We start from the raw sequence: 24,596 nt of genomic DNA, 5'->3' as shown, positions 1-24,596 counted from the left end.
CGGTGTTGCTGATGCCGCTTTCGCGAGCAAGCCCGCTCCCACATTAGACCGAGTTCCACTTTTGGAATGCAGTCGAATGTGGGAGCGGGCTTGCTCGCGAAGAGGCCGGCACATTCACAGTAGATTCGGGCCTAGTTGAATTCATCCCCAACCGGATACCGGCTGTCGTTCAAGCTCTCTTTGATCTTGCGCAAATGTGGCTGGAAATCCACCCCGCGACGCAAGGTCATGCCCGTCGCCAGTACATCCAGCACCGTCAACTGAATGATCCGCGAGGTCATCGGCATGTAGATGTCGGTGTCTTCCGGCAACGGAATGTTCAGGCTCACCGTACTGGCCTTGGCCAACGGCGAGTTTTCGGCGGTCACGCCCAGCACCGAGGCGCCGTTTTCCCGCGCAATACGTGCTACTTCCACCAGTTCACGGGTACGCCCGGTGTAGGAAATGATCACGAACAACTCCCCGGTGTGGGCCACCGAGGCGATCATCCGCTGCATCAGCACATCGGCGTGGGCCGTGACCGACAGGTTGAAACGGAAAAACTTGTGCAGCGCGTCCATGGCCACCGGCGCCGAAGCGCCCAGGCCGAAGAAGTGGATCTGCCGAGCCTGGATCAGCAGGTCGACGGCCTTGCTGATCAGGTTCGGGTCCAGGGCCTGGCAGGCGCTGTCGAGGGACGCGATGGCACTGCCGAAGATCTTCTGGGTGTAGGCCTCCGGGTTATCATCGGCCTCCACCGCGCGGCTGACATACGCCGCGCCGCTGGCCAGGCTTTGCGCCAGCTGCAATTTAAGTTCAGGGTAACCACTCACGCCGAACGAGCGGCAGAAGCGGTTCACTGTAGGTTCGCTGACCGAAGCGGCCTGGGCGAGGGCGGCGATAGAGAAGCGGGTCGCCTGCTGCGGGTTGAGCAGGATGACCTCGGCGACTTTACGTTCAGCCTTGTTCAGTTCTTCGAGGCGTTTCTGGATCTGTTCCAGTAGATTTCGCACGCGGTCCATTCATGTTTCCTTAGGGCGACGATGCAAATAAGGGTCGTCAACCAATCGACGAGCGGCCCTTTGCGGTGGCCTATCCTACTGAGGGTAGTTGAACACCACCACTCGGAATACGTTTTTCGGGAAAATGTTGTGGTTATTACTACATTTTTCCTTGAGTGATGCCTTAAAAAAAGGTATTTGTAGCTTAACTTGATAAAAGAACAAACATCATGCCTTCGATAACCGTAGAACCCTGCACCTTTGCCCTGTTTGGCGCCTTGGGTGATCTGGCGCTGCGCAAGTTATTTCCTGCCCTCTATCAACTCGATGGTGCGGGCCTGCTGCACGAAGACACGCGCATCCTGGCCCTGGCCCGTGAGGCCGGTTCCGAGCAACAGCACCTGGCCCACATCGAAAAAGAATTGCGCAGCTACGTTGGCAAGGAACTGGACGAAACCGTCGCCCAACGTTTCCTCGCACGCCTGACGTACCTGCATGTCGACTTCCTGAAGGCCGATGACTACGTCGCCCTGGCAGAGAATGCCGGCACTGAACAACGCCTGATTGCCTACTTCGCCACCCCGGCGGCGGTGTATGGCGCGATCTGCGAGAACCTGTCCAAGGTCGGCCTGGCGGAAAATACCCGCGTGGTCCTGGAAAAACCCATCGGCTCGGACCTGGATTCCTCGCGCAAGGTCAACGACGCCGTGGCGCAGTTCTTCCCGGAAAACCGCACCTACCGCATCGACCACTACCTGGGCAAAGAGACCGTCCAGAACCTGATCGCCCTGCGTTTTGCCAACAGCCTGTTTGAAACCCAGTGGAACCAGAACTACATCTCCCACGTGGAAATCACCGTGGCCGAGCAAGTAGGCATCGAAGGTCGCTGGGGCTATTTCGACAAGGCCGGGCAGCTGCGGGACATGATCCAGAATCACCTGCTGCAGCTGCTGTGCCTGATCGCCATGGACCCGCCCGCCGACCTGTCTGCCGACAGTATTCGGGACGAGAAGGTCAAGGTGCTCAAGGCCCTGGCGCCCATCAGCCCGGACGGCCTGACCACCCAGGTGGTGCGTGGCCAATACATCGCCGGCTACAGCGCCGGCAAGCCGGTACCGGGTTACCTGGAAGAAGAGAACTCCAACACCCAGAGCGACACCGAGACCTTCGTCGCCCTGCGTGCCGATATCCGTAACTGGCGTTGGGCCGGGGTGCCGTTCTACCTGCGTACCGGCAAGCGCATGCCGCAAAAACTGTCGCAGATCGTCATCCACTTCAAGGAACCGTCCCACTACATCTTCGCCCCCGAGCAGCGCTTGCAGATCAGCAACAAACTGATCATCCGCCTGCAACCGGACGAAGGGATTTCCTTGCGCGTGATGACCAAGGAGCAGGGCCTGGACAAGGGCATGCAACTGCGCAGCGGCCCGCTGCAACTGAATTTTTCCGACACCTATCGCAGCGCACGGATTCCCGATGCCTACGAGCGGCTGTTGCTGGAAGTAATGCGTGGCAACCAGAACCTGTTTGTGCGCAAAGATGAAATCGAAGCTGCGTGGAAGTGGTGTGACCAGTTGATCGCCGGATGGAAAAAATCCGGTGATGCGCCCAAGCCGTACGCGGCGGGGTCCTGGGGGCCAATGAGCTCGATTGCACTGATCACGCGGGACGGGAGGTCTTGGTATGGCGATATCTGATTTGAAACTGCCTCAGGGCGTGACTGCCCATGAGTACCGCAACCCGGTGCTGCTGGCGGATGGCTTGGCCAATGACGTGGCCGAACAACTGCGCGCGGCCATCAGTGCCCGTGGCGAAGCGACCCTGGTGGTGTCCGGCGGCCGCAGCCCGGTGGCGTTCTTCCAGAACCTCGCCAAGCAAGGCCTGGACTGGTCCAAGGTGACCATCACCCTGGCCGACGAACGCTGGGTGCCGGTGGAACATGCCGACAGCAATGCCGGCCTGTTGAAGAAGTATTTACTGCAAGGCCCGGCGGCCAAGGCCAAGTTCCTCAGCCTGTACAGCGTCGCCGCCACCCTTGACGACGCTGCCGAGCAAGCCGATCGCCTGCTGGCCGAGTTGTCGGCAATTGATGTGCTGGTGCTGGGCATGGGCGACGACGGTCACACCGCGTCGCTGTTCCCCAACAGCCCGAACCTGGCTGAAGCACTGAAGCCCGATGGCAGTCGTCGTTGCTGGCCGATGCTGGCGCCGACCGTGCCGCACCAGCGCCTGACCATGAGTCGCGCGTTGCTGGCTACCGCCCACTACACCGTGCTGTCGATTTCCGGCAGCTCGAAATTGACCACCTTGAGCGCCGCGCTGGCCAGTGACGACGTTGCTGCCATGCCGATACGCGCGTTTTTGCAACCTACTCTAGAGATTTACTGGTGCCCATGAGCCAAGGATCAGCCGCGATGAACAGCCCTCAACCTACCGTTTCCATGGCGGACAAAGTTGCCTTGATCGACAGCCTCTGCGCCAAGGCGCGGATCCTGCCGGTGATCACCATTGCCCGTGAACAGGACATTCTGCCTTTGGCCGATGCCCTGGCAGCCGGTGGTTTGACCGCACTGGAAGTGACCCTGCGTTCGCAGTTCGGCCTCAAGGCCATCCAGGTACTGCGTGAGCAGCGTCCGGAGCTGTGCACCGGTGCCGGTACCGTGCTGGATCGTCATATGCTGGAAGCGGCCGAAGTGGCCGGTTCGCAATTTATCGTCACCCCCGGGATTACCCGTGACCTGCTGGAAGCCTCGGTACACAGCTCGATTCCGCTGTTGCCGGGGATCAGCAATGCCTCCGGGATCATGGAAGGTTATGGCCTGGGTTATCGCCGCTTCAAGCTGTTCCCGGCTGAAGTCAGCGGTGGCGTGGCGGCGATCAAGGCCCTGGGCGGCCCGTTTGGCGAAGTGAAATTCTGCCCGACTGGCGGGGTTGGCCCGGCCAACATCAAGAGCTACATGGCGTTGAAAAATGTGATGTGCGTGGGCGGTAGCTGGATGCTTGATCCGGAATGGGTCAAGAACGGCGACTGGGCACGCATCCAGGAAACCACCGCCGAGGCGCTGGCCCTGCTGGACTGATTGGATTTACCGAATCGTTGTTGCTGTGTTCTACGGCATTTTTGCGGTGCACTTGGTCGGTGTGCCGCTTTTTTTTGCCTGCGGAAAATGGCCCACTCCCACTGTAGGAGCGAGCTTGCTCGCGAAAAAACCGAGAGCACCGCTGGGTGTCAGGTTTCCCGTGTCATCGTTAACGACCTTCGCGAGCAAGCTCGCTCCTACAGTGATATCGCGCTCAGTTCGGTGATGGCTTTGATCAGCGCATGAATGTCCGCCGCTGACGTCAAAAAGCCTGGTGTCACCCGAATACAACTGCCGAACGACGCGCCGCTGCGGGTTGTGGTGAAGAGGTTGTATTCCTTGAGCAGTCGGTCCGCCATCACCTGCTGATCCGGCTTATCAGTGAACTTGAACGACGTAATCGCGCAATACAGCCGTGGGTCGTCCGGCGTCAGCACTTCAATTCCCGGCAACTGCCGCACCTCACTCACCCACAAATCCCGCAGGTAATTAAGGCGGGCCCCCTTGGCCTTCGACCCGCCCAATGCCCGATGCTCTTCGAACACCAGCGGCAAGGTCATCAACGCCGGGAAATTCGGCGTGCTGTACGGCGTGCGGGCACGTACATCGGTCACCGGATAGTGAAACTCACCCATGTCCGGATCAATGTCCGCCAACCGTTGCGGGTCGATATAAATAAAGCCCAGGGTCAACGGCGCACCGATCCACTTGTGCAGGTTGAAACCGGCAAACGCGATACCCAACTGCGCCAGGTTGAACTCGATCTGCCCCAGCGCATGGGCGCCATCGAGGATCACATCAATTCCATGTTCCCTGGCAGCGCCGGCAATCGCCTCCACTGGCATCACCAGCCCGGTGCGGTGGGTCACGTAGGTCAGTGCCAGCAGTTTCAGGCGGGGATAGCGCAGGAACGCATCGCGATACGTCTGCACCAGGCTGTCGAAACTGGCCGGGTGTTCGTGGGCAATCTCGATCACTTCTACACCGCGATTCTGCGCCAGCCAGCGCATGGCGCCCTTGACGGTGTCGTACTCCAGGTCGCTGATCAGCACCTGGTCGCCGGGCTGCAAGCGGTTGTAGTTGCGGATCAGCGACTGCAACGCATCCGAGGCGCAGCGGGTGAGGGCGATGGCTTCAGGATCGGCGTCCATCAACTGCGCCAACTGGTTACGGATCTCGACGTTTTCGCCCTGCTCGAAACGCTGGCGCACATGGATCGAGTTGCTGCGGTTGATGAAGGCGACGTTGTCCTGATACTGCTCAAGTACCGCGCGGCTCATGCGCCCGAAGTAACCGTTTTCGAGGTTGATCGGGCCGGGCTCCAGGTCGTAGCGCTGGGCGATGGCGTGCCAGTGTTGTTCGTCGCGGGTACTGTCCATGTGCGTGCTCTATTAATGACGAGGGGCAGGCTTGCCGTGTTTGGCGCGTAGGGGTTCCAGCAGTTCGGATAAACCGTTGTGGTCGATTTCCTGCATCAGGGCCAGCAACCCGCCCAGTTCGCCGTGGGGGAAACCTTCACGGGCGAACCAGTTCAGGTAGGGGCCGGGCAGGTCGGCAATGATCCGGCCCTTGTACTTGCCGAAGGGCATTTCGCGGGTGATCAGCAGTTCAAGTTTTTCAGGGTTCATTGCGGCTTCAGGTGTTTGAGTCGGTGGTTTGGAAAATACAGGCATTCTGCATGGAGGCCAAATGACAGATCATGCAAATAAAGCGGATACAGATTTTTGTGTATTGGCTAACTTATTGAAATTTAAGTAATAAATTGTTTTTCAAAAGCTGGCACGGGCGCTGCAATTACTAATACACGTTTCTTAACCCGCGAAGGAATTGAAAAATGACTGATATCAACAAAGAATCGATCTCCGTACTCAACGACCTGATCGAGACCAGCAAAGACGGCCAGGAAGGCTTCAAGACCTGCGCAGAAGACATCAAGCACCCAGAACTCAAAGCCCTGTTTGCCAAACGTTCCGTTGATTGCGGTACCGCCGCAGCCGAACTGCAGACCGCAGTAAGAGCACTGGGTGGCGATCCGGAAAAATCCGGTAGCGTCGCCGGTGCCTTGCACCGTGGTTGGGTCGACGTGAAGTCGATGGTGACCGGTAAAGACGAAGAAGCCGTGCTGAATGAAGCCGAGCGCGGTGAAGACCACGCACTGAAGGCTTACAAAGAAGCGATCGAGAAGATCAACAAGCACAACCTGCTGGGCATTCGTGACCTGGTAGAGCGTCAGTTCCACGGCGCGCAACGCAACCACGACCAGGTGAAAGCCCTGCGTAACCAGGCTCGCGCTCAGTCTTGAGCCCCGCCTGAATAAAAAAGCCCCGCAGATGCGGGGCTTTTTCATGGGCGTTCGTTCAACCGATGCTGATGGCCGGCAGTTCGGTCAGGGTCACGGTCTGCTGCTTGCGTGGCGCGAGGATCTCGGCTTCGCCGTCTACCACCAGCTCGTCGCGCTGGTTGAATACGCGGGTGGCGATGCGCACGCGGAATTTCGGCAGCTTCTCGAGGATTTCCAGACGCACGGTCAGGGTGTCGCCGATTTTGACCGGCTTCTGGAAGGTCATTTGCTGGCCGATATAGATCGTGCCGGGCCCAGGCAACTCGCACGCAACCGCCGCGCTGATCAGGGCGCCGCTGAACATGCCGTGGGCAATGCGCTCCTTGAACATGGTCGCCTTGGCGAATTCGGCGTCCAGATGCACCGGGTTGTGGTCGCCGGACATTGCCGCGAACAACTGGATATCGCGCTCTTCGACGGTCTTGCTGTAGCTGGCGGTCTGGCCGACTTCGAGGGCTTCGTAAGGCGTGTTGGTAACCTGGGTCATCAGTTGGTGCATCCTGTGGCTAATCAGAAATCTTAATATATTGATTTTAAACGAAAAATCATTCGCAGCGAGTAGGGCGGCGCAGCACTGCTGCCTGGGCCAGCCACGTCAGCACGTCGGCTGTGACCGCATCACGGTTGGTTTCGTTGAATAATTCGTGGCGCGCCTGTGGGTAAATGCTCAGCTCCAGGTGCTGGCAGCCAGCTTCACGCAACGCATTGGCCAGACTTTTGAGACGCTTGCCTTCACTGACCGGATCACATTCACCGCCCATTATCAGGATCGGCAGCCCCGGGTCTATCTGAGCGAGATTGGACGCTTTGCTGATTTGCTGCAAGCCGCCCAGCAGGTCGATCCACAGCTGGTTGGTGCAACGGAAGCCGCAAAGCGGGTCGCTGACGTACTTGTCGACCTCGGCCGGGTCACGGCTGAGCCAGTCGAAAGCGGTGCGATTGGGTTTGAACGCCTTGTTGAACGATCCGAATGACAGGAAATCAATCAGCGCACTGCGCCCGCGCAACCCCTGGCGCAGGCGTTCGACATGGGCAATCACCTTGGCCGCGCCGTACAGCGCCACCGGCTGGAAATTCGAGCCGCTGAGAATCGCCCCGTTAAGGCTCGCGCTGTGGTGCAGCAGGTACGCCTGGGCAATGTAGCTGCCCATGCTGTGGCCCAGCAGGATGATCGGCACCCCCGGCGCTTGCTGGCCGATATGCTGGTTGAGGCTCGCCAGGTCGCCCACCACCTTGTTCCAGCCGTCTTTCTCGGCGAACAGCCCCAGGGTGCCCTCGTCGGCGGTACGCCCGTGACCGCGCTGGTCGGGGGCGTACAGGCCGTAGCCGGCATCGCACAACGCCTGGGCCAGGCGGGCATAGCGGCCACTGTGCTCGGCCATGCCGTGGGCCAGCATGATCAGCGCCTTGGGCGGCCCGTCCGGCAGCCACTGGTTGACGTACACCCGACTGCGGTCATTCGCGGTCAGCCAGAAAGTGGTGTGGTTCATGGCGCTTCCTTTGCTCAGGGTCGTTGCAGTGTATAGCTCATTCACCGCAGGCCGCTGGATCAGCGCTGGCCTTGGCGGGGAGATTCACACAATCAATGACGCATCTTGTTGTATTTGCCTGATTGACCATAGCTGCTAACGTCCCCAAAGCTCCGCTTTCATCGCAACATCAAAAGCGGCCGGACCACTCAGGTAAGAGGACAAGAATAATGCAACCTGATTTCTGGAATGACAAACGCGCAGCCGGGGTTCCCAACGAGATCGACCTCACAGCCTATAAATCGGTGATCGAAGTCTTCGAGCGTTCCTGCAAGACCTTTGCCGATCGTCCGGCGTTCAGCAACATGGGGATCACCCTGACCTACGCCGAGCTGGATCGGCGCAGCGCCGCGTTCGCCGGTTACCTGCAGTGGCACACCGACCTCAAGCCGGGTGACCGCATTGCCGTGCAGATGCCCAACGTCCTGCATTATCCGATTGCCGTGTTCGGCGCCCTGCGCGCCGGGCTGATCGTGGTCAACACCAACCCGTTGTACACCCCGCGGGAAATGCGTCACCAATTCAAGGATGCCGGCATTCGTGCGCTGGTGTACCTGAACCTGTTTGGCTCGCGTGTTGAAGAAGTCAGCAAGGACACCGAGATCGAATACCTGATCGAAGCGAAGATGGGCGACTTCATGCCCGCTGCCAAGGGCTGGCTGATCAACACCGTGGTCGACAAGGTGAAGAAGATGGTCCCGGCCTATAACCTGCCGCAAGCCATCTCCTTCAAGCGCGCCCTGCGCATGGGCGCCGGCCAGGCACTCAACCGCCATCCGGTGACCCTCGACGACATCGCGGTGCTGCAATACACCGGCGGCACCACCGGCCTGGCCAAGGGCGCAATGCTTACCCACGGCAACCTGGTGGCCAACATGCAGCAAGTGCGGGCGTGCATGTCGCAACTGGGGGACGACGGCCATTCGCTGATCAAGGAAGGCCAGGAGGTGATGGTGGCGCCGCTGCCGCTGTACCACATCTATGCCTTCACCGCGAATTGCATGTGCATGATGGTATCGGGCAACCACAACGTACTGATCACCAATCCCCGGGACATCGGCGGCTTTATCAAGGAGCTGAAAAAGTGGCGCTTCACCGGGCTGCTGGGGCTCAACACCCTGTTTGTGGCCTTGATGGACCACCCGGACTTCAAGAGCCTGGATTTCTCCCACCTCAAGCTCACCAACTCCGGCGGCACCGCACTGGTCAAGGCCACGGCCGAGCGCTGGCAGCAACTGACCGGCTGCGCGATTGGTGAAGGCTACGGCTTGACCGAAACCTCACCGGTGGCCAGCACCAACCCCTATGGCGGCAAATCGAAGCTGGGCACCGTGGGCATTCCGGTGCCGGGCACGGCGATGAAGATCATCGACGACAACGGCGCGGAGCTGCCGCTGGGCGAGCGGGGCGAGCTGTGCATCAAGGGCCCGCAAGTGATGAAGGGCTACTGGCAGCAGCCGGTGGCGACCGCCGAGACCCTGGACGCCGAAGGCTGGCTCAAGACCGGCGATATCGCGGTGATCGACCCGGACGGCTTTGTGCGCATCGTTGATCGCAAGAAGGATCTGATCATCGTCTCGGGGTTCAACGTGTACCCCAACGAGATCGAAGACGTGGTGATGGCGCATCCGGCGGTGGCCAGCTGCGCGGTGATCGGCGTGCCGGACGAGCGTACCGGCGAGGCGGTGAAGCTGTTTGTGGTGGCCCGTGCCCAGGGCGTGAGCCTTGAAGAGCTGAAGACCTACTGCAAGGCCAACTTCACCGGCTACAAGGTGCCCAAGCATATTGTGTTGCGTGAGTCGTTGCCGATGACGCCGGTGGGCAAGATCCTGCGGCGCGAATTGCGCGACATAGCCTGATTTGAAATAAGGTCAAAAAATGTGGGAGCGGGCTTGCTCGCGAAAGCGGTGTACCAGTCGACATATCCTGTGACTGACACTGCGCTTTCGCGAGCAAGCCCGCTCCCACATTTGGTTTTTATTCATTCAGTTTAAATGCGTAGAAGCCCATTCCAGAGCCCTTTCTTGGCTTATAGAATCTTTGCTCTAAAAATGACCATTAGATATTCTTGAGTCATGTTTATGACCGTAGGGGCCTCTTTTGGCTCTAGGCGGCCCTTGGCAAAGCTGCTACTCTCGGCGCGCTTTGTGACCTCTTGGCCTGCTTTTAACCGCCAGACTCACCCAAAAACAAACAAATAATAATCGCATCAAATGCGATGAATGAATTCGCGTCGCTGAGGAGTGGGCTTCCATGATCGAAGACTTTTGGAAGGATAAGTACCCCGCCGGGATTGCTGCAGAAATCAATCCAGACGAGTATCCGAATATTCAGGCGGTACTGAAGCAGTCCTGCCAACGCTTCGCCAACAAACCGGCTTTCAGCAACCTGGGCAAGACAATCACCTACGGTGAACTGTACGAACTGTCCGGCGCCTTCGCCGCTTACCTGCAACAGCATACCGACTTGCAGCCCGGTGATCGAATCGCCGTGCAACTGCCCAACGTCCTGCAATACCCGGTCGCCGTATTCGGCGCCATCCGTGCCGGCTTGATCGTGGTCAACACCAACCCGCTGTACACCGCGCGGGAAATGGAACACCAATTCAACGACTCCGGTGCCAAGGCCCTGGTCTGCCTGGCCAACATGGCGCACCTGGCTGAAAAAGTCGTGCCCAAGACTTCCGTCCGGCACGTGATCGTCACCGAAGTCGCCGACCTGTTGCCGCCGCTCAAGCGCCTGCTGATCAACAGCGTCATCAAGTACGTGAAGAAGATGGTCCCGGCGTACCACTTGCCCAAGGCGATCAAGTTCAACGACGTCCTGGCCAAGGGCCACGGCCAGCCGGTGAACGAAGTCAGCCCCGCCAGCGACGAAGTCGCCGTGCTGCAATACACCGGCGGCACCACGGGCGTGGCCAAGGGCGCGATGCTGACCCACCGCAACCTCGTCGCCAACATGCTGCAGTGCAAGGCGCTGATGGGCTCCAACCTGAATGAAGGTTGCGAGATCCTGATTACCCCGCTGCCGCTGTACCACATCTATGCCTTCACCTTTCATTGCATGGCGATGATGCTGATCGGCAACCACAACATCCTGATCAGCAACCCGCGCGACCTGTCGGCGATGGTCAAGGAACTGTCGAAGTGGAAGTTCAGCGGCTTTGTCGGCCTGAACACCCTGTTTGTTGCCCTGTGCAACAACGACGCCTTCCGCAAGCTGGATTTCTCGGCGCTGAAGGTCACCCTGTCAGGCGGCATGGCCCTGCAACTGGCGGCGGCCGAGCGCTGGAAAGCGGTCACCGGCTGCTCCATCTGCGAAGGTTACGGCATGACCGAAACCAGCCCGGTGGCCACCGTGAACCCGATCCAGAACATCCAGATCGGCACCATCGGCATTCCGGTGCCGTCGACCCTGTGCAAGGTCATCACCGATGACGGCGTCGAGCTGGCACTGGGTGAAGTGGGCGAGTTGTGCGTCAAGGGCCCGCAAGTGATGAAGGGCTACTGGCAGCGCGAAGACGCCACCGCCGAGATCCTCGACAGCGAAGGCTGGCTGAAGACCGGTGACATCGCGATCATCCAGCCGGATGGCTACATGCGCATTGTCGACCGCAAGAAGGACATGATTCTGGTCTCCGGTTTCAACGTCTACCCCAACGAGCTGGAAGATGTGCTGGCGACCCTGCCGGGCGTGCTGCAATGCGCGGCCATTGGTGTGCCGGACGAGAAGTCCGGGGAACACATCAAGATCTTCATCGTGGTCAAGCCGGGTGCCAGCCTGACCAAAGACCAGGTGATGGAGCACATGCGCGCCAACGTCACCGGCTACAAGGTGCCCAAGGCCGTGGAATTCCGCGATGCGCTGCCGACTACCAACGTGGGCAAGATCCTGCGTCGTGAGCTGCGGGATGAAGAGCTGAAAAAGCTGGGTTTGAAGAAGTAACTCGGCCCCCAACAAAAAGCCCCGCAGATGCGGGGCTTTTTATTGAACGATGATTTTCCCGCATTGAAATGCAATCCAAATGTGGGAGCGGGCTTGCTCGCGAAAGCGGTGTGCCAGTGATATACCGGTTACTGACACACCGCATTCGCGAGCAAGCCCGCTCCCACAGTTTTTACCGTATTCCTACAGTGCGAACTGCGCGAAGCTCACACCGGCACCGGCCGGGCGTACGTCCTTGAGGAACGAGTCCTTGTCGGCACTCAGCTCCAGGGTAATCTCCGGCTTGCGCTTGCCGGCATTGCGCACCACCAGGCCTTCCAGCTTCTCGCGCAGAAACACCGTTGGCACCTTCAGGTGCAGCAATTGGTCGCTCTCGGCGTTGTGCATCAACAAGTGGATCCACTCGTACTGGCCCACGGCAATCCGGCCCACCGGCAGGTCGAACCACCAGATGTTGCGTTTGCGGTCCAGGTCGGTGAAGTGGCAGTTGTTGACACCGAGTACGGCACCGCCCAGTTCCTGGTTTCTGCGGGCAATGGCCTGTGCTTTATTGAGTTTCATAACCTTCCTACGGGATCTGTTACCCAGCGCTTGCGCCTGGATGTGCCCGGCATTCTCGTGGGTTGGCCGCAAAACATAAAGCCAAACCTGTACGGCGCGATGAAATGCCGCTGAAAAAATAATTGAAACTCTCTGGAAAGGCCAAGGGTCAACGTTTACGTAGTGACCAAAATCCTTGATTGTTCCCAGGAGAAATACCATGAGTAGCACATCGGATAAGGCAAAAGGTTTGGCGAACGAAGCCGTAGGCAACATCAAGCAAGGTGTTGGCAAAGTCACCGGCAACGACAAGTTGCGGGCTGAAGGCGTGGTTCAGGAAAAGAAAGGTGAAGTGCAAAAAGCAGTCGGCGACACCAAGGACGCAGTAAAGAAAGCGGTCAAATAGTCCCGACCTGGCTGCCTGCACTCCAGCAGCCCGACGGCCATCCACGGATGGCCGTTTTTGTGTCACCTGCAGTGATTAAAGTTTGGAAATTGTTTCAAGGTCGCCAAATAAGCTACCTTGATGTAGAAAACGGCCCCTGAGTCGCCCACGAACTCAACTTTTTGCGGCGAAAGGAGACGCTATGATTTTTCCGGTATTACAAGGCTTGCCCCTGCACAAAGTGCTGGTGCGCACTGTCACAGAGTTCCTCGATGACGAGATGCCTACGTACGCCTCGGCGCTGGCCTACCAGATGCTGTTCTCGCTGTTTCCCTTCCTGCTGTTCCTGATTGCCCTGATCGGTTTCCTGCACCTGCCGGACTTCTTCACCTGGCTGCGCATGCAATCGGAACTGGTATTGCCGCCCCAGGCCCTGGAGCAGGTCAACCCGGTGATCGACCAGTTGCAGCAATCCAAGGGTGGCCTGTTGTCGGTGGGTATCGTGATCGCGCTGTACACCGCCTCGGCGGGTGTGCGCCTGATGATGAGTGCGATGAATGCCGCCTATGACGTGGTGGAAGGCCGACCGATCTGGAAGCGCTTCCCGCTGTCGATTTTCTACACCGTAGGCTTCGCCGGCATGCTGTTGGCCGCCGCCGCCTTGATGGTGCTCGGGCCCCAGGTGATGGAATGGCTGGCGGGGCAGATCGGCATGCAGGAATTCGTGGTCACGCTGTGGACCATCCTGCGTTGGCCGCTGATCGTCATCCTGTTGATGTTCTCCGTGGCCTTGATGTACTACGTGATGCCTGACGTGAAGCAGAAGTTTCGCTTCATCACACCGGGTTCGGTGCTGGCGGTGGTGGTCTGGATCGTCGCTTCCCTGGGTTTTGGCTACTACGTCAAAACCTTTGCTGACTACAACGCCATGTATGGCAGTATCGGCGCGATCATTGTGCTGCTGTTGTACTTCTACATCTCGGCTGCCGTGCTGTTGCTGGGGGCGGAGATGAATGCGGTGATCGAACACATGTCGGCCGAAGGCAAGGATCCTGGTGAAAAGGACTTTGGCGAGCACGACGAAAAAAAGCATGTCTCAGGCCTTGGCCGCGACCCTTCCCTAAAGCCCACTACCGATGAAGTCTGATCGATGATCCGTGAAATCCTGAAAATGGGCGATGAGCGCCTGCTGCGCATTGCCCCGCCGGTTCCGCCGGAAATGTTCGACAGCCCCGAGCTGTGGCAGTTGATTGATGACATGTTCCAGACCATGGAACACGTCGGCGGCGTCGGCCTGGCCGCGCCACAGATTGGAGTGGACCTGCAACTGGTGATCTTCGGTTTCGAGAGCAGCGAACGCTACCCGGACGCGCCCGCCGTGCCCCAGACCATCCTCATCAACCCGCTGATCACGCCGCTCAGCCCGGTGCTGGAAGAAGGCTATGAAGGGTGCCTGTCGGTGCCGGGCTTGCGCGGGGCCGTGGACCGTTACCAGCAGATTCGCTACGAAGGGTTTGACCCCAAGGGCGAGCCGATTGTGCGGATTGCCGAAGGCTTTCACGCGCGGGTGGTACAGCACGAGTGCGATCACCTGATCGGCCGGCTGTACCCGTCGCGGATTACCGATTTCAGCAAGTTCGGGTTTATCGAAGTGATGTTCCCGGATATGGATCCTACGGCAGACGAATAACCCTCAGGCAAAACACACCTCAAACTGTGGGAGCGGGCTTGCTCGCGAAAGCGGAGTGCCAGTCACCGAAGATATAGACTGATCCACCGCATTCGCGAGCAAGCCCGCTCCCACATTTGTTCTGTGTGCATTCAGCTTATTTTGCGGGCTTCACAAACCGCAACGTCATCCGGTCCGACTCACCAATCGCCACATACCTCGCCTTGTCCTTTTCCCCCAACGTCAACGCCGGCGGCAAGGTCCAGACCCCATCCGGGTAGTCCTTGGTATCTTTCGGGTTGGCATTCACCTCGCTCTGCCCCTCAAGCTTGAACCCCGCATCCGTCGCCAGTTTCACCACATACGCGGTGGTCAGGTAACCGCTGTGCTTGATGTCTTCCAGCGATGCCCCGTCCTTGGCCCGGTGATCCACCACCCCCAGCACGCCGCCCGGTTTCAACACCTTGAAGAACGCCTCGAACATCGCCGGCGCCGTATCCGCCATCACCCAGTTATGCACGTTGCGAAAGGTCAGCACGGTGTCGGCCGAGCCAGGCTTGCCCAGCACCGGAGCCTTGGGGTCGAACTCGGCGAAGCCGGCCTTGGAATAATGCACCGGGTCTGCGGCGAATTTCTTTTTCAGGTTTTCTTCTGATGTACGCGCGTAGGCACTGCTGTTCGGCGCCTGCACGGCAGCGATGTAGTGGCCGTTATCCTTGAGCAGCGGCGCCAGCAGCTCGCTGTACCAGCCACCACCGGGGGTGATTTCGATCAGGGTCTGGTCGCCCCGCAGGCCAAAGAACTCCAGGGTCTGCTGCGGGTGACGATACACATCACGCGCGCTGTTGGCCGGCACGCGCCAACTGCCGGCGAGCACGGTTGCATACTGCTCGGCGGAAACCGGCGCTTCGGCTGCCTGGCTCAAGGCCGGGGCGAGGAGGGCTGCAAGGGATAAGGCTGCAAGGGTCGCTTTCATGATCATCCTGTAATGGGCCGCTGGTGCCGCCGAGGCTAGCACGGGGCCCACAACGGCTGATCACACTTTATTGAAGGTCGACCTCACCAACGGTTCTAAGCCCATGGCGATCATCGGCTTGTTGCGTTTGTAGCGCACCAGGCGCTCCGACAAGGACTGCGGCAGCAACGTGTCCTGGGTAAAACCCTGGCGTTGATAAAAGCCTTCCAGGTCCGGATGGCACAGCAGCCACACCGTGCCTTCAACGCTTGCGACCGAGGCGCGAATCAATTGCGCCGCCAGCCCCTGGCCACGCAGCGCCGGGTCGACAAACAGCCCGGTCAACCACTGCCCACCCACCACCGGCGTCAGGCACAGGCCCGCGACAATCTCGCTGCCCCTGGCCACCCACAACTGGCCACCCTTGAGGGCCTTCATCGGTGAGTTATGGCTGCGATAGAACTTGTTCAGCAGCGGCCACAACGGCTCTGCCAGTCGGTCGATGTGCAACTCGGGCATGGTTTTCAAACACGCGAATCCAGGGGGTGCAGATTATAAGTCGGGCAAAGCGCCTTCTGTTGGGCAATCGGTGTTATACCCAGTGTTACATCCCCTGTAAGTGGAGCACGCATCATGGCCAAAGGTCTGAATTCCAAGAAAGCTGACAAGAAGAAACCGGCAAAGACCGCCGATGAAAAACGCGCCGAGAAAAAGGCCAAGAAAACCGACAGCAACCTGTTCGGTCATTAAGTTCTAAGCTAAGCACCAAACGATCTGCAAGATTTTCCCGCCCCATTGCACAGAGCAGGATGAAGCCGACTTTTTCGTCGGCCACGCCTGCCCTGAGCTGCCGATGTCCAACTACCTTGATGAAACCCAGCGCCGGGAAATCGAAGCCCTGGCCCAGACCTTTACCGCCCGCACCGAGTGGCCGACCTGGCTGCTGTTGATCGGCGTCTATGCCGGCTGGTTTGCCGTGATCCTCGCCAGCCGCTGGCTTGGCCTGTGGCTGAGTACCGCACTGTTGATCCCGCTCGTGACGCTGTGGATGTCCCTGCAACACGAACTGCTGCACGGCCATCCCACCCGCTTCACTGCTTTGAACAAACTCCTCGGCTACGCACCGTTTGCCGTCTGGTACCCCTACACCCTGTACCGCAACTGCCACCTGGTGCACCACAACGACGAAGACCTGACGGTGCCCGGTGTCGACCCGGAAAGCCGCTACCTGAATCAGCGGCAGTGGGATGACAGTTCGCTGTTCGAGCGCACCTTGCATTGGCTGACCAAGACCGTCCTGGGGCGCTTCCTGTTGGGTTCGCCGCTGGCGCTGTGGAAGCTGGCGCGCAACGAGGTCAGACGCCTGCGCAAAGGCCAGCGCCAGGCGTGGCTGATGTGGCTGAGCCATGGCACCGTGACCGTGCTGATGCTGACCTTCATCGCCCACTACAGCGTGCTGCCGGTGTGGCACTACGTGGCGCTGGTCAGCGTGCCGGCCTTGTCGGTGGCGGCGATCCGTTCCTACTATGAGCATCGCCCGCACCCACAACCGGAACAGCGCACGGTGCTTAACGAAGCCGCCTGGCCGTGGACCTGGCTGTTCCTCAACAACAACCTGCACCTGGTGCATCACGACTTGCCGAAGCTGCCGTGGTATTTGCTGCCCACCGTGTACCGCGCGCGCCGCGAACAATGGGTGGCGCGCAGCGGCGGGTTCCTGGTGCAGGGTTACGGCCAGTTGATCGGCCGTCACGGGCTCAAGGCCATCGACAGCCCACGGCACCCCTTTGCTTGAGAGACGACCATGAGTGACCGCTACGCCGAACTGCTGATGTACGTGGCGCCGCAGCAGGTGCAACAGGCCAATGAGCGCTGGCTTTCGCGCATCCTTGAGCGCCTGGGCGCGACCCGCCGCAAGGCTGATCATCTCGACCTGCGCAGCCTGTGGCGCGCCCCGCAATTGCTGCTGACGCAAACCTGCGGCTACCCGCTGATGACCGAGCTGCGCGGGCAAGTCCAGGTGATTGGCCGCCCGCGCTACGAACTGCCCCACAGCAGCGGCGGCCAGCATTGCAGCCTGCTGCTGACCCGCGACGACAATCCCCGCGTTGCCTTGGCGGACTTCCAAGACAGCCGCGGCGTGATCAACGGCCATGACTCCAACAGCGGCATGAACCTGCTGCGCGAACGCCTGGCGCCGCTGCAGCAGGGCGGTCGGTTCTTTGCCGAAGTCGGCATCAGCGGCGCCCATCGCGAAAGCCTGCGCTGGCTGCGGGAAAACCGCGCCGACCTTGCCGCCATCGACAGCGTGACCTACGACTACCTCGCCCGTTTTGCCCCAGAGGAAGTGGCCGGGCTGAGGATCGTCACCCGCAGCGCGCCCAGCCCGACGCTGCCTTACATCAGCGCGCCGGGCTCAAGTGAACACCTGCGGGAGGTCATGAACCTGGCCTTGCAGGATCTGCCCGAAGTGGTGCAAACCCTCGGCGTACACGAAGTGCTGCCCGCCACCGAAGCGGATTACCAGGTGCTGCTGGATTACCGGCAGCAGGCGGAAGCCTTGGGTTATCCACGCCTCCAATGATCGTTCCCACGCTCCGCGTGGGAATGCATCCTGTGACGCTCTGCGTCACGATTTCAAAGCAGACGCAGAGCGTCCAAGGCGGCATTCCCACGCAGAGCGTGTGACCGATCGGTTATATAAAAATACCTTTTAAATATTATTAAAGAATAAGCAGCCTTGCTAGGATCGCTCCACCGGAACACCGGACATAACGCGCAACCTACTCAGATGGAGCCACTATGTCCGGCGCCGACACTTCTCACAGCGATTACGTGGGCGGATTGTTCCGCAGTCATTACGACTGGCTGTGCGGCCGTTTGCACCGCCATCTCGATTCCCGTGCCCACGCCGAAGACATCGCCGCCGACACCTTCGTCCAGCTCCTGAGTTCCCCGGGCGTGGCGCCGATCCGCCAGCCACGCGCCTTGCTCACCACCATTGCCCAACGCCTGATGTACCAGCTGTGGCGTCGCCGTGACCTGGAGCGCGCCTACCTCGACGCCCTCGACCAGGACGAAACCTCGCCCGCGCCATCCCCTGAGGATTTGGCGCAGATGCTCGAAGCCCTGCAGGCCATCGACCAGTTGCTCGACGGCTTGCCGGCCAAGGTCAAGGCGACCTTTCTGCTGTCGCAACTCAATGGCCTGACCTACCCGGAAATCGCGGCCGAGCTGGGCATTTCCCAACGCTCGGTCAGCGACTACATGACCCGTGCCGTCAACCGCTGCCTGCGGCTGTGCCTGGAATGAGCGACGACCTGATCGACAGCGCCACTCGCTGGGTGGTGTTGCTGCGCTCCGGCGAGGCGAGTGCCGCCGACTGGCAGCGTTACCATCAGTGGCGCGCCGCAGACCCGCGTCACGAAGCCTTGTGCCAACAACTGGAAACCCGCCTCGGTGTGTTTCAAATTCCGCAGGCCCAAGGCGTCAGCGGCAAGGTATTGCAGCAGGCACTGGACGCGCCATCCAGCCGCCGCACGGTGTTGCGCGGCGCCCTGGTGGGCGCTGGCCTGATGCTGGGCGCCGGTTGGCTGGCCCGGCCGGTGGTGGAGGATTTGACCGCCGATATCCGCACCGGCACCGGCGAACGGCGCACTGTAGCGCTGGCGGATGGCAGCGAGTTACTGCTCAACGCCCGCAGTGCCGCCGACATCCAGTTCGACCCACAACACCGCGTGGTGCGCCTGCGCGATGGCGAGTTGCTGGTGAAGATTGCCAGGGACAGCAACCGACCGTTTTTCATCCAGACCGATCAAGCTCGACTGCATGCCTTGGGCAATCGCCTGTTGCTGCGCGAGCGCGAAGGGCAGGGCCATGTGGTGGCGCTCAACGGCGCCCTGGAGATCGACGGCCAGAACGGCGAACGCCTGCAACTGGAGGCCGGGCACGAGGTGACTTACGACCGCTTCGGCTTCGGCCCGGTGCTGGCCAGTTCCTCGGGGGCGACGGCGTGGATCGACGGTTTCCTGCAAGTGCGCGACCGCCCGCTGGTGGAAGTGATCGACGCACTGCGCCCGTATCACAACGGTGTGCTGCGCCTCGATCCGGCGGTGGCAGGGTTGCGGGTCAGCGGCCTGTACCGCCTCGACAATCCCGACCAGATCCTCGACACCCTGGCACGCACCCTGCCGATCCACATCACCCGCCGGACCGGGTTGTGGGTGACCGTCAGTGCCACATGAAAACGGTTCACCTCGGTCAATGTGGGAGCTGGCTTGCCTGCGATGCGAGCACCTCGGCCTCTCAGATGTACCGCAGCGATACCATCGCAGCCTCGCTAAAGCTCGACAGCTCCCACAGTTGACCGCGTCGTTTCCGAATGTCGGTTCTAACGACATAACCAAACGATCTGCAAGTTTTCCCCCGGCCATCCCACATCACTCCCGTAAGCGCTGCGGGGAGCAGCGCTCAGGAGTTTCCTTGGGGGGAGCCAACGTGAGCCCATTCAACCGTACACCGCTTCGAACCTTTGCCCTGGTGCCGTTGGCCAGTCTGTTCCTGTCTTTCGCCGCCAGCGCCGAAGAGGCGCGCCAGGTCTACCACATCGCGCCCGGCCCGCTGGACGAAGTGCTGCTGAACATCAGCCGCCAGAGCGGCCAGGTGATTTCCTTCACGCCGCAGCTGGGCAATTATTCCTCGGCGCGGGTCGACGGTTCGCTGTCGGCGCAACAGGCGGTAGACGCCGCGCTCAAGGGCACCGGCCTGCAAGTCCAGGTCAGCCCGGACGGTGCATTCATCATCAAGGAAGGCGCCAAAGTCGCGCCTGCCAGCAACAGCATCAAGGCGCAAACCGCCGAAGCCCAGGCGCCGACCCTCGACCGTGTGGTCGCCATCGGTACCCGTCGCAGTGACGCCACGGCCCTCACCAGCAGCGCCCCGGTGGATGTGATCAACGCCGAAGAACTCAAGCAAACCGGCGCCACCAGCCTTAACCAGGCGCTGTTCCAACTGCTGCCCTCGTTCAACTTTCCGCAGAACAACAGCGCCACCCGCGGCCAGGATCCGAAAGGCGCCTCCCTGCGCGGCTTGTCCCCGGACCAGACCCTGGTGCTGATCAACGGCAAGCGCCGGCACACCTCGGCGGTGGTGAACATTTCCGGTGGCGTGCCGTTCATTGGCGCGCAGCCGGTGGACCTCGACATGATCCCCATCAGCGCCATCGACCACGTCGAAGTGCTGCGCGACGGTGCCTCGGCGCAATACGGTTCGGACGCGGTGGCGGGGGTGGTCAACATCGTGCTCAAGGAGCGCGACAGCGGTGGCGGCATCAACACCCAACTGGGCAAATACGCCCAGGGCGACGGCTTCAGCAAAACCACCGATGGCTGGTACGGCATCGGCTTGCCGGGGGATGGTTTCCTGACCCTGAGCTTCAACACCCTGAACAACAAACCCGATGACATCGGCGACAAATACGTCGCCGACGGCCAGGTACAAGACCCGCGCTGGGGCGGTGCCGGGCGCGACAAATACAACCTGGCGGCCAACGCCGAAATCGGCTTGAACGACCAATGGCGCCTCTACAGTTTCGCCACCTTCGGCCAGGACACTTCGGTAAACAACACGCCGCCGCTGCTGGCCAGCAGCCCGAACAACGTGGCCGGGATCTACCCCAACGGCACCATCCCGAAATACCGCTATCGCTATGAAGACGGCGCCGTCACCGTCGGCACCCGCTATGAAGACGAGAGCATCGGCCGCTTCGATTTGAGCGCCACCTATGGCCGCGACGAGCACGACGAACTGGCTTTCAACACCGTCAACCCGAGCTACGGTATCAACAGCCCGACCAAGTTCAACGTCGCCACCCTGGTCAACGACCAGACCAACATCACCCTGGATTACGCCAAGGATCTGAACGTCGACTGGTCGAGCCATCCACTCACCGTGTCGGCGGGCGTTGCCTACCGGCATGAGCAATACCGGCTGGAGGCCGGCGACTACGATTCCTATTCCTACGGTGGCATCGACGGCGTGCAGGTTGGCGCGGTGCAGGCTTCGGGCCTGACCCCGGACGACGCCGGCACTTTCAAGCGTGATGTGGGCGGCGTGTATTTCGGCCTGGAAAACCAGGTCACCGACAAGCTCCAGGTGGGCATTGCCGGGCGTACCGAGCACTACTCGGACTTCGGTTCAGCCACCACCGGCAAACTCTCGGCGCGCTATGACTTCACCCCGAAAGTCGGCCTGCGGGCCACGGTCAACAATGCCTACCACGCGCCCAGCCTGGGCCAGATCGGCACCTCCTGGACCACCACCACCAACCTCGACGCCAACGGCAACCCGGTGCTGACCCGCATGCTGCCGGCCGACAACCCGGCCGCCCGTGCCCTCGGTGCGCAGCCGCTGAAGCCCGAGAAGTCCACCAACTTCTCCCTGGGCCTGGTGCTGCGCCCAACCGACCAGGCCTCGCTGACCATCGACGCCTACCAGATCTCGATTCGTGACCGCCTGCTGTTCAGCGGTGGTATTTCCGGGCCGCTGGCCGAGCAGATCCTCAAGGACGCCGGCTACGGCCAGTACTCCTGGGCGCAGTTCATGACCAACGCCGCCGACACCCGCACCCGCGGCGTCGACATCGTGGGCAAGTACAACCTGGACCTTGAGCAGTTCGGCAACCTGAACCTGTCGGCGGGCTACACCAAGGCCCGCACCACTATCGAAAAGGTCCACGAAAACCCCAACGGCTTCGAAGTGCTGACCCGTGAATCCCGTGGCTTCCTGGAGCACGGTTACCCGGAAGACAAGCTGGTGTTTGGCGCGGTCCACAAGCTCAACCAATGGACCATTGCCCTCAACGAAACCCGTTACGGCAAGTACCGCAAATATGCCTCCAGCGAAGCCAACGCCCAGTACGACCAGACCTTCGGCGCGCAATGGACCACCGACCTGGACGTGAACTACGCCTTCACCAAACAACTGCGGGTGTCGGTGGGCGTCAACAACCTGTTCGACAGCAAGCCTGACGACTACAACACCCGTTTGCGCCAGACCCCGGGCCAGCAATACAGCTACCTGTCGCCGACGGCGCCGGAAGGGGCGTTTTACTACACGCGGCTCAGTTATGACTTTTAAACCCTGATGCAAAACCTGTGGCGAGGGAGCACTCTTCATGGAATCACCACGAGGTAACACATGAAAACAATCAAGAACCTGCTCGGTGGCTCGCTATTGGCACTCACCGTCCTGGCACAATCAGCCACGGCCGCCGAACCTGCCAAACCGATCCACTTCGGTGACATCACCTGGGAAAGCGGCAGCCTGATCACCGAAGTGCTGCGCCTGATCGTCGAGAAAGGCTATGGCCTGCCCACCGACACCTTGCCCGGCAGCACCGTGAGCCTGGAGGCCGCCCTGGCCAAGGACGATATCCAGGTGATCGGCGAAGAGTGGGCCGGGCGCAGTCCGGCGTGGGTCAAGGCCGAAAGCGAAGGCAAGGTGTTCGGCCTGGGCGACACCGTCAAAGGCGCCACCGAAGGCTGGTGGGTGCCGGAATACGTGATCAAGGGCGACGCCGAACGGGGCATCAAACCCCTGGCCCCGGAGCTTAAATCCGTCGCCGACCTGGCCCGCTACAAAGACGTGTTCCGCGACCCCGAAGACCCGACCCGTGGGCGCTTCCTCAACAGCCCCACCGGCTGGACCTCGGAGATCGTCAACAGCCAGAAACTCAAGGCCTATGGCCTGACCGACAGCTACGTCAACTTCCGTACCGGCTCCGGCGCGGCGCTGGATGCCGAGGTTGCATCCTCGATCCGTCGCGGCAAGCCGGTGCTGTTCTACTACTGGTCGCCGACGCCACTGCTGGGGCGCTTCAAGTTGATCAAACTGGAAGAACCACCGTTCAACGCCGAAGCCTGGAAGACCCTGGCCGACGCCAACAACCCGCACCCCATCGGTACTCGTTCGATGCCAGCGCACCTGGCGATTGGCGTGTCGGCGCCGTTCAAGGCGCAGTACCCGCAACTGGTGACGTTCTTTGAAAAAGTCGACCTGCCGATTGACCTGCTCAACGGCATCCTCGCGCAAATGGCCGAGAAACGTACCGCGCCGCGCCAGGTGGCCGAAGCGTTCCTGAAAGAACAGCCGCAGGTCTGGCAGCAGTGGGTGCCGGCGGACGTCGCGGCCAAGGTCAAGGAGAGTCTCTGATGCGCAAGTTCATCGCAGCCACACTGCTGGCACTGTGCGCCGGGCCGCTGCTGGCGGCAGAACCGGCCACCCTGCGCGTCGGCTACCAGAAAAGCTCGGTGAGCATGGTGCTCGCCCGTGAGCATCACCTGTTCGAGCAAGGGTTGCCGGGCACCAAGGTCGAGTGGATCGAATTCCTCGGCGGCCCGCCGCTGATCGAAGCCCTAAATGGCGGCAGCATCGACATCGGCAATATCGGCGACATCCCGCCGATCTTCGCCCAGGCTGCCGGCATCGACATTCGCTACATCGGCGTCGAGCCCAATGACGGGCGCACCGAAGCCATCCTGCTGCCCAAGGACAGCACCGTGCAAAGCGTGGCCGAACTCAAGGGCAAGCGCGTGGCGTTGCTCAAGGGTTCCAGCGCCCACAACCTGTTCCTCAAAAGTTTGCTGCGTGCCGGCTTGCAGTGGAAGGACGTGAACGTAGTGTACCTGTCGCCCTCCGACGGCCGTGCCGCGTTTGAACAAGGCAAGGTCGACGCCTGGGTGGTGTGGGACCCGTACTACTCGGCGGCCGTGGTGGACGGTTCGGCGAAGGTGCTGGGGGATGGCCAGGGGCTGAACCCGGCGGGCAGTTTCTTCATCGCCAGCGGGCCGTTTGCCAAGCAGCACCCGCAGGCGATTGCGGCGATTCTCAAGGTGTTTGCCCAGGCGCAGCGGTTGTCGCTGGACCAGCATGACGAAAGCGTCGCGCTGATGGCCAAGACATTGGGCTTGCAGCCGGCGGTGGTGGAGAGTTACTTCCAGCACCGCTCGCCGACGCCGAGCCGGCCATTGGAAGCGGTGGATATCGCCAACCAGCAACGTACGGCCGACGCGTTTTTTGCCAACGGCCTGATCCCGAAAAAGGTCGATGTGCAGCAGGTTGTGTTCAAGGCTCCATAACTTGATCCCTGTGGAGAGGGAGCTTGCTGTAGGGA

At 60.7% G+C, this 24,596-nt stretch carries 24 protein-coding genes and 1 pseudogene; 16 read left to right on the top strand and 9 right to left on the bottom strand.

What is annotated here, in order from left to right; translation table 11 throughout:
- Positions 1-131: 131 nt before the first annotated feature.
- On the bottom strand, positions 132-992 hold the full coding sequence (locus HX821_RS02200; protein ID WP_173406104.1) for a MurR/RpiR family transcriptional regulator: 861 nt from the start codon (positions 990-992) through the stop codon (positions 132-134).
- A 218-nt stretch (positions 993-1,210) separates the two neighbouring features.
- On the opposite strand from HX821_RS02200, the gene zwf reads away from it, so the two are divergent.
- The 3 genes from zwf to HX821_RS02185 are packed head-to-tail and all read left to right on the top strand — an operon-like array spanning position 1,211 to position 4,060.
- Positions 1,211-2,677, top strand: a complete 1,467-nt coding sequence (zwf, locus tag HX821_RS02195) for a glucose-6-phosphate dehydrogenase (RefSeq protein WP_063027707.1) — start codon at positions 1,211-1,213, stop codon at positions 2,675-2,677.
- Positions 2,664-3,377, top strand: a complete 714-nt coding sequence (gene pgl, locus HX821_RS02190; protein WP_177019390.1) for a 6-phosphogluconolactonase — start codon at positions 2,664-2,666, stop codon at positions 3,375-3,377. Before zwf ends, pgl begins: the two co-directional genes overlap by 14 nt.
- Positions 3,378-3,394: 17 nt before the next feature.
- Positions 3,395-4,060, top strand: a complete 666-nt coding sequence (locus tag HX821_RS02185; RefSeq protein ID WP_003213027.1) for a bifunctional 4-hydroxy-2-oxoglutarate aldolase/2-dehydro-3-deoxy-phosphogluconate aldolase — start codon at positions 3,395-3,397, stop codon at positions 4,058-4,060.
- A gap of 99 nt (positions 4,061-4,159) precedes the next feature.
- Here the strand turns inward: HX821_RS02185 and HX821_RS31710 are convergent.
- The 3 genes and pseudogenes from HX821_RS31710 to HX821_RS02175 all read right to left on the bottom strand — a co-directional run.
- Positions 4,160-4,267, bottom strand: a pseudogene (locus HX821_RS31710) (outer membrane lipoprotein carrier protein LolA); the annotation flags it as partial.
- Positions 4,258-5,439 carry an aminotransferase class V-fold PLP-dependent enzyme gene (locus HX821_RS02180; protein WP_008431580.1) on the bottom strand — a complete coding sequence of 394 codons (1,182 nt, stop codon included), beginning with the start codon at positions 5,437-5,439 and terminating at the stop codon, positions 4,258-4,260. The pseudogene HX821_RS31710 and the gene HX821_RS02180, both read right to left, overlap by 10 nt.
- A 12-nt stretch (positions 5,440-5,451) precedes the next feature.
- Positions 5,452-5,688: a DUF3820 family protein gene (locus tag HX821_RS02175; protein ID WP_003213031.1), complete on the bottom strand. Its 237-nt coding sequence runs from the start codon at positions 5,686-5,688 to the stop codon at positions 5,452-5,454.
- Between the two features lie 206 nt (positions 5,689-5,894).
- Between HX821_RS02175 and HX821_RS02170 the strand changes: the two genes are divergently transcribed.
- Positions 5,895-6,362, top strand: coding sequence for a PA2169 family four-helix-bundle protein (locus tag HX821_RS02170; protein ID WP_008431582.1), 468 nt, complete (start codon positions 5,895-5,897; stop codon positions 6,360-6,362).
- 55 nt (positions 6,363-6,417) lie between these two features.
- Here HX821_RS02170 and HX821_RS02165 read toward each other — a convergent pair whose 3' ends face one another.
- Both HX821_RS02165 and HX821_RS02160 read right to left on the bottom strand, forming a co-directional pair.
- Positions 6,418-6,888 carry a MaoC family dehydratase gene (locus HX821_RS02165; protein ID WP_003213034.1) on the bottom strand — a complete coding sequence of 157 codons (471 nt, stop codon included), beginning with the start codon at positions 6,886-6,888 and terminating at the stop codon, positions 6,418-6,420.
- Positions 6,889-6,946: 58 nt separating this feature from the next.
- Positions 6,947-7,891 carry an alpha/beta hydrolase gene (locus HX821_RS02160; protein ID WP_003213037.1) on the bottom strand — a complete coding sequence of 315 codons (945 nt, stop codon included), beginning with the start codon at positions 7,889-7,891 and terminating at the stop codon, positions 6,947-6,949.
- A gap of 209 nt (positions 7,892-8,100) precedes the next feature.
- Here HX821_RS02160 and fadD2 point away from each other — a divergent pair, with 209 nt between their 5' ends.
- Positions 8,101-9,789: a long-chain-fatty-acid--CoA ligase FadD2 gene (gene fadD2 / locus HX821_RS02155; protein WP_177035216.1), complete on the top strand. Its 1,689-nt coding sequence runs from the start codon at positions 8,101-8,103 to the stop codon at positions 9,787-9,789.
- A 394-nt stretch (positions 9,790-10,183) separates the two neighbouring features.
- Complete coding sequence (fadD1, locus tag HX821_RS02150; protein ID WP_003213041.1) at positions 10,184-11,875, top strand: long-chain-fatty-acid--CoA ligase FadD1; 1,692 nt, start codon at positions 10,184-10,186, stop codon at positions 11,873-11,875.
- 183 nt (positions 11,876-12,058) lie between these two features.
- On the opposite strand, the gene HX821_RS02145 is transcribed toward fadD1, so the two are convergent.
- Positions 12,059-12,436 (bottom strand): hypothetical protein, encoded by a 378-nt coding sequence (locus HX821_RS02145; protein ID WP_003213043.1) that lies wholly within the window; start codon positions 12,434-12,436, stop codon positions 12,059-12,061.
- Between the two features lie 199 nt (positions 12,437-12,635).
- Between HX821_RS02145 and HX821_RS02140 the strand changes: the two genes are divergently transcribed.
- The 3 genes from HX821_RS02140 (at position 12,636) to def (ending at position 14,490) form a co-directional block, all read left to right on the top strand.
- Positions 12,636-12,821 (top strand): CsbD family protein, encoded by a 186-nt coding sequence (locus tag HX821_RS02140; protein WP_003213044.1) that lies wholly within the window; start codon positions 12,636-12,638, stop codon positions 12,819-12,821.
- A gap of 181 nt (positions 12,822-13,002) precedes the next feature.
- Positions 13,003-13,947 carry a YihY/virulence factor BrkB family protein gene (locus HX821_RS02135; protein ID WP_003213047.1) on the top strand — a complete coding sequence of 315 codons (945 nt, stop codon included), beginning with the start codon at positions 13,003-13,005 and terminating at the stop codon, positions 13,945-13,947.
- Positions 13,948-13,950: 3 nt separating this feature from the next.
- Positions 13,951-14,490, top strand: coding sequence for a peptide deformylase (gene def, locus HX821_RS02130; RefSeq protein WP_003213049.1), 540 nt, complete (start codon positions 13,951-13,953; stop codon positions 14,488-14,490).
- A 136-nt stretch (positions 14,491-14,626) separates the two neighbouring features.
- Here def and HX821_RS02125 read toward each other — a convergent pair whose 3' ends face one another.
- Positions 14,627-15,445 (bottom strand): class I SAM-dependent methyltransferase, encoded by an 819-nt coding sequence (locus HX821_RS02125; RefSeq protein ID WP_102606205.1) that lies wholly within the window; start codon positions 15,443-15,445, stop codon positions 14,627-14,629.
- A 60-nt stretch (positions 15,446-15,505) separates the two neighbouring features.
- Positions 15,506-15,943, bottom strand: a complete 438-nt coding sequence (locus HX821_RS02120) for a GNAT family N-acetyltransferase (protein ID WP_087693187.1) — start codon at positions 15,941-15,943, stop codon at positions 15,506-15,508.
- Positions 15,944-16,277: 334 nt separating this feature from the next.
- Here HX821_RS02120 and HX821_RS02115 point away from each other — a divergent pair, with 334 nt between their 5' ends.
- The 7 genes from HX821_RS02115 (at position 16,278) to HX821_RS02085 (ending at position 24,561) form a co-directional block, all read left to right on the top strand.
- Complete coding sequence (locus HX821_RS02115) at positions 16,278-17,219, top strand: fatty acid desaturase (RefSeq protein ID WP_177008471.1); 942 nt, start codon at positions 16,278-16,280, stop codon at positions 17,217-17,219.
- A 9-nt stretch (positions 17,220-17,228) separates the two neighbouring features.
- Positions 17,229-18,008 (top strand): phosphate/phosphite/phosphonate ABC transporter substrate-binding protein, encoded by a 780-nt coding sequence (locus tag HX821_RS02110; RefSeq protein ID WP_008431597.1) that lies wholly within the window; start codon positions 17,229-17,231, stop codon positions 18,006-18,008.
- A gap of 218 nt (positions 18,009-18,226) precedes the next feature.
- Entirely contained in the window at positions 18,227-18,736 is a 510-nt protein-coding gene (locus HX821_RS02105) for a sigma-70 family RNA polymerase sigma factor (protein ID WP_003213062.1), read from the top strand.
- Complete coding sequence (locus tag HX821_RS02100; RefSeq protein ID WP_177035215.1) at positions 18,733-19,668, top strand: FecR domain-containing protein; 936 nt, start codon at positions 18,733-18,735, stop codon at positions 19,666-19,668. Before HX821_RS02105 ends, HX821_RS02100 begins: the two co-directional genes overlap by 4 nt.
- Before the next feature lie 253 nt (positions 19,669-19,921).
- Positions 19,922-22,561, top strand: a complete 2,640-nt coding sequence (locus tag HX821_RS02095; protein ID WP_177008467.1) for a TonB-dependent receptor — start codon at positions 19,922-19,924, stop codon at positions 22,559-22,561.
- Between the two features lie 60 nt (positions 22,562-22,621).
- Positions 22,622-23,635: an ABC transporter substrate-binding protein gene (locus HX821_RS02090; protein WP_003213067.1), complete on the top strand. Its 1,014-nt coding sequence runs from the start codon at positions 22,622-22,624 to the stop codon at positions 23,633-23,635.
- A complete protein-coding gene (locus tag HX821_RS02085; protein ID WP_087693173.1) occupies positions 23,635-24,561 on the top strand; it encodes an aliphatic sulfonate ABC transporter substrate-binding protein in 927 nt (308 codons plus the stop codon). The genes HX821_RS02090 and HX821_RS02085 overlap by 1 nt, the downstream gene beginning before the upstream one ends.
- The last annotated feature ends 35 nt before the right edge of the window (positions 24,562-24,596 follow it).

The sequence above is a fragment of the Pseudomonas sp. B6001 genome (assembly GCF_013386015.1).
GTDB lineage: Bacteria > Pseudomonadota > Gammaproteobacteria > Pseudomonadales > Pseudomonadaceae > Aquipseudomonas.
The sequence above is the reverse complement of the archived record's forward strand: the minus strand, read 5'-3'. Positions and strand labels throughout refer to the sequence as shown.